The organism is Xanthovirga aplysinae (assembly GCF_009711365.1).
GTDB lineage: Bacteria > Bacteroidota > Bacteroidia > Cytophagales > Cyclobacteriaceae > Xanthovirga > Xanthovirga aplysinae.
Map to the genome: position 1 here is coordinate 1 of NZ_SMMB01000788.1, position 4,006 is coordinate 4,006.

Consider the following 4,006-nt stretch of genomic DNA (forward strand, 5'->3'; position numbering starts at 1 on the left):
TTTTTTTCTTATTATAATTTACCATTAATACTACTCCATAACTGCTTTTCCTATCGAAACAAAGTTGAGCTTTATATCCGGAAATCGAACCTCCATGGTTTATGATTTTCATGTCGTCCGTTTGAAATATTTTAAACCCTAATCCATAATTTTCCTCAGACCCTTCTGGAGTGTAGACGGTCTGCATTAATTCCAGGCTCTCTTTACTCAACAAATCAAAATAACCCATATTTCCCATTATAAATTTTGCCAAATCATTGGGAGTTGAATAAATGGCTCCATTAGGCACCTTGTATCCACGACCACTATGCTGTTTTGCTGGGCTTTCTTTATTAATATTCCCAGGTTTACCTGCCATCCCCTTCGCTACCTTTTCCATTCTTTCCTTAGGAACAATAAAATAAGCGTTATTTAATTTTAATGGTTTAAACAAATGTTCCTCTATTAATTCAGTGTAGGGCATTCCAGCTGCTCGAGAAAGTGCCAAACCCAAAAGACCATACCCAATATTAGAGTATTGATATTTTTCTCCTGGCTTCGACTGAAAACCAGTATTGTTAATAGCTTCTAACAATTTACTTTCCCACTGATTAAATGGCCCTGAAGCAACTCCTTTCATTTTTGGTTCTCGGACTAAGCCAGATGTATGACTGGCTAAATGTTGAAAGGTGATTTTTGTTTCTCCGGAATATCCTTCAAGATTTTGTATTTCAGGTAAATATAACTCCAAAGGATCACTCAATTTTATAATGTTTTGCTCGATCAACTGCATCATTAAAACTGCAGTGAAAGACTTGGTAATCGAACCTGCACGATAAATGGTAGTTGTATCCGCAAAGATATTATTATCATTATCGGCAAGCCCATAAGCGTTTGACCAAATAACTTTATTTCCTTTTACAATCGCAGCTGATATGCTTCCCCTAAAATTATCTTCTTTTAAAGCTTTATTCAATAGGTGTTCAAATTCAGTGAGAATAGCTTTCCCTTTGACATTAATATTTCCTTTATAAACTGAAGGAGAGCTACAGCCTAACACAACAAAAATCAAGATAATTAAAAGGGGGTTTTTCATGGACTTGTTTCAATTTTAATTTACAACAAAATGATTAATAAAGAGGAAGATAAAAGTTTTGGTAAGAAAGAATTCATTAATTATTTATCCAATATTTCAGCAATTAAACTAAAGTTTAAATACTCTACCTACTTCCAAACTGATTTTACAAGAAACTCAAAAATTAATCGGTAAGGAAATATGGGAAGTATTAATTTCTGGTCCTCTTTTAATAAAAAGCAATTCCCCTTACTTCTTTTTCTTCAATTTTTCCGTTGTAGAACTATTAATGGTTTTCCCAAAATAAATAGCATTCATAAACAAACGATTGGTGCCATACCAGAAAGCCCTGAAGTTAGGATTAAAGCCAAATGCTATAATTTTCCCTTTACCTAAACTATGAACGGTTACAGCAGCAGCCCCAGAAATAAGTTCAGCATTTTTCTGGGAAATATACCCACTCATCAAAGGTTGTTTAGTATAGGCTAAAGGTGTAGCATAAGCATTAGTTGTTGGTTCTGCAAACAAGACATCATTTTTAAAAATTGGAAGACTGGAGGAAGTGTAACCATAGCCTAGCGGATGATGGGGATCTAATATAGTTTCAAAAATGGCTCCACCAATTTTTTGGGCTCCCCTTTCAGGCACTACATCATAATAATCTTTCATATTAAAGACGACACCATTTTCCTTCTTTTTAGATCTCCATTTTAAATCAATAAATTTTTTATCGGTTAACCATTTAGCAGCTCCTTTCAAAGCAATAATAGTTCCTCCATTATTTACCCACAGCTTAAGTTTATTCTCCACCTTTGAATCTATTCCTCGATAAGAACCATTAACCATAACTATAGTGTTGTATCGTTCCAAATTGACCGAAGAAAGATATGACAAATCAATTTTGACTAAATCGGTATGATAGCGCTCTGCCAATAAATGCCAAACCTCCCCTGCTTCTCCCGTAGTTACTCCACGTCCTGCTAATAGGGCAATTTTTGGCCTTTCCACTGTTGAAAAGTTCCTGCTTCCCAAATCGATTCCTTTCGGAGTTAACCCTGTATTTACGGAAAATATATCAATGCCATTTTCCATCGCCAGTTTATTTAAAAGCTCAAAGATCTTCTGACCGTCCAACACTTGATTACTAACAGGTACCATGATGCTTCCATTTTCAAATGAAATCTTTTTATTATCCACTAGAATGGAAAAGGGTTTGGTCGCAACTTTGGTTCTTAGACCTGCATCCAGCAGGTGGTTAAGAAATTTTGGAGCATAATAATCTTCCCACTTAAACACATAAGCATAATCACTTTCACCTCCAAAAACACCTCCTTTATAGGCAGGTAGGGACTTTAATGGTTTGCCTAATTTCAAAGCATTAAAGTTCCTACTATCTAAGGTTGCATAATCAATATTAAAAGCCAATGGTAAAGTCCAGGCAGAAACATCGTAAAAAAGACTATCGGTAAACTCAGTAGTTTTATCAAAGAGACTATTAATCAAGCGGTATTGTGCCTGATTTAGGGATACAGCATAAGCATTGCCCGCTTCAAAAACTTTATTTTTAAATTTAAATGATTGTTGCAATTCTTGGACTTCCACCTGCAATTGCAAAAGAATAGCGTTGAAGGCCTTTAAACTTGTCTTATCATTGGTACCGAACACGTATCCTTTCCGATGGTCTTTTTTACCCAATTCCAAAGCTGAGGTGTAGAAATCTCTTTGATATTGTAAGAACTCCTCCCTTAAGGCCAAAGCAGACTCAAATGTGGTAAAGGCTGTGGTTAACTGATTTTTTATGGTGAAAGGAAAGTTGACAATTCCATTTGGACTTTTAATCTTTTGACCTCTTGAAGCTCCCTGCTCAAACAAAGAAGCCACAGCTCCATTCAGATCCCCAAAAGTAGGGCCTCTACCTGGATAGTAATCGTCAAAACCCTCTTCAGTAAAATAAAGGGTCCCAATTTCGTCCAATCCCTTAGAATGAAAACCCGCCATTTTATGAGTTAATTCAATATTCATTTTAGGAATAGAGGGGTAAATCCTTGAGGGAACACCTGGTTGCATAAAAAAAGTAGAACCTGGTCCCATCTGGTGATGATCTGTAACTATATTTGGTCGCCATTCATAAAATTTCTTTATCCTACCTTGACTTTCTGGTTGTTGCAACAATAAATAATCTCGGTTAAGGTCAAACCAATAATGGTTAGTTCGTCCCGATGGCCAATCCTCCCTATGCTCCATATCGTTTGGATCCGCTACAGTTTTTGGACTATTGAACCGGTTAACTCTTTGGGCATATCTATCTATCCCATCAGGATTTAACATAGGATCTAGTAAGACCACTACATTTTTTAATTTTTTCTCAATATCGTTTCCCTGGACTGCGGCCAAATAATATGCATAGAGCAAAGAAGCATTTGCACCACTTGGTTCATTTCCATGAACACTAAAACCTTGATATACCACAACTGGCATATTTGAAATATCCAAACTTCCTGACTGCGAAGGTTTTGTTAAACGCACATGTGCTTTCCTAATTTCCTCCAGTTTTCTGTGATTTTGAGAAGAAGTAATAACAGCTACGATTAAAGGTCTATCTTCATGAGTCTTACCATAATGTTCAAGGGTAACCCTATCAGAATTTTTAGCCAAAGCTTTAAAATAAGCATAAATTTGATCAGGTCGTACATGCCAATCTCCTACTTGATAACCCAACACTTCTTCAGGAGTAGGAACATTGGGGTCGTAGGAAATATCCATTGGAAGATAATAATCTTGTTCCCTAGATTGCTGGGCTTGCAAAATGGGACACGTTAGAAACATAATAAGAAAAAAAGGTAAAAAATATTTCATAAAATCAATGGGAAATAAGTTAAAGAAAGAATCCTTCCTTGGAACCTCAAGAACCAACAAAAGGGGTTTAAATAGCAAGTTTTACAATTAATAAAA

2 protein-coding genes are annotated in these 4,006 nt (G+C 35.8%); both read right to left on the bottom strand.

Annotation, left to right across the window (positions count from 1 at the left end; genetic code table 11):
- Positions 1 to 1,075 (bottom strand): serine hydrolase domain-containing protein (locus E1171_RS05720; protein ID WP_155204961.1); only part of this gene is annotated, 1,075 nt, incomplete at its 3' end.
- Positions 1,076 to 1,303: 228 nt separating this feature from the next.
- The gene (locus E1171_RS05725; RefSeq protein ID WP_222931407.1) at positions 1,304 to 3,859 is read right to left on the bottom strand and encodes a M14 family zinc carboxypeptidase; all 2,556 of its coding nucleotides are present in this window, start codon (positions 3,857 to 3,859) and stop codon (positions 1,304 to 1,306) included.
- Positions 3,860 to 4,006: the final 147 nt, after the last annotated feature.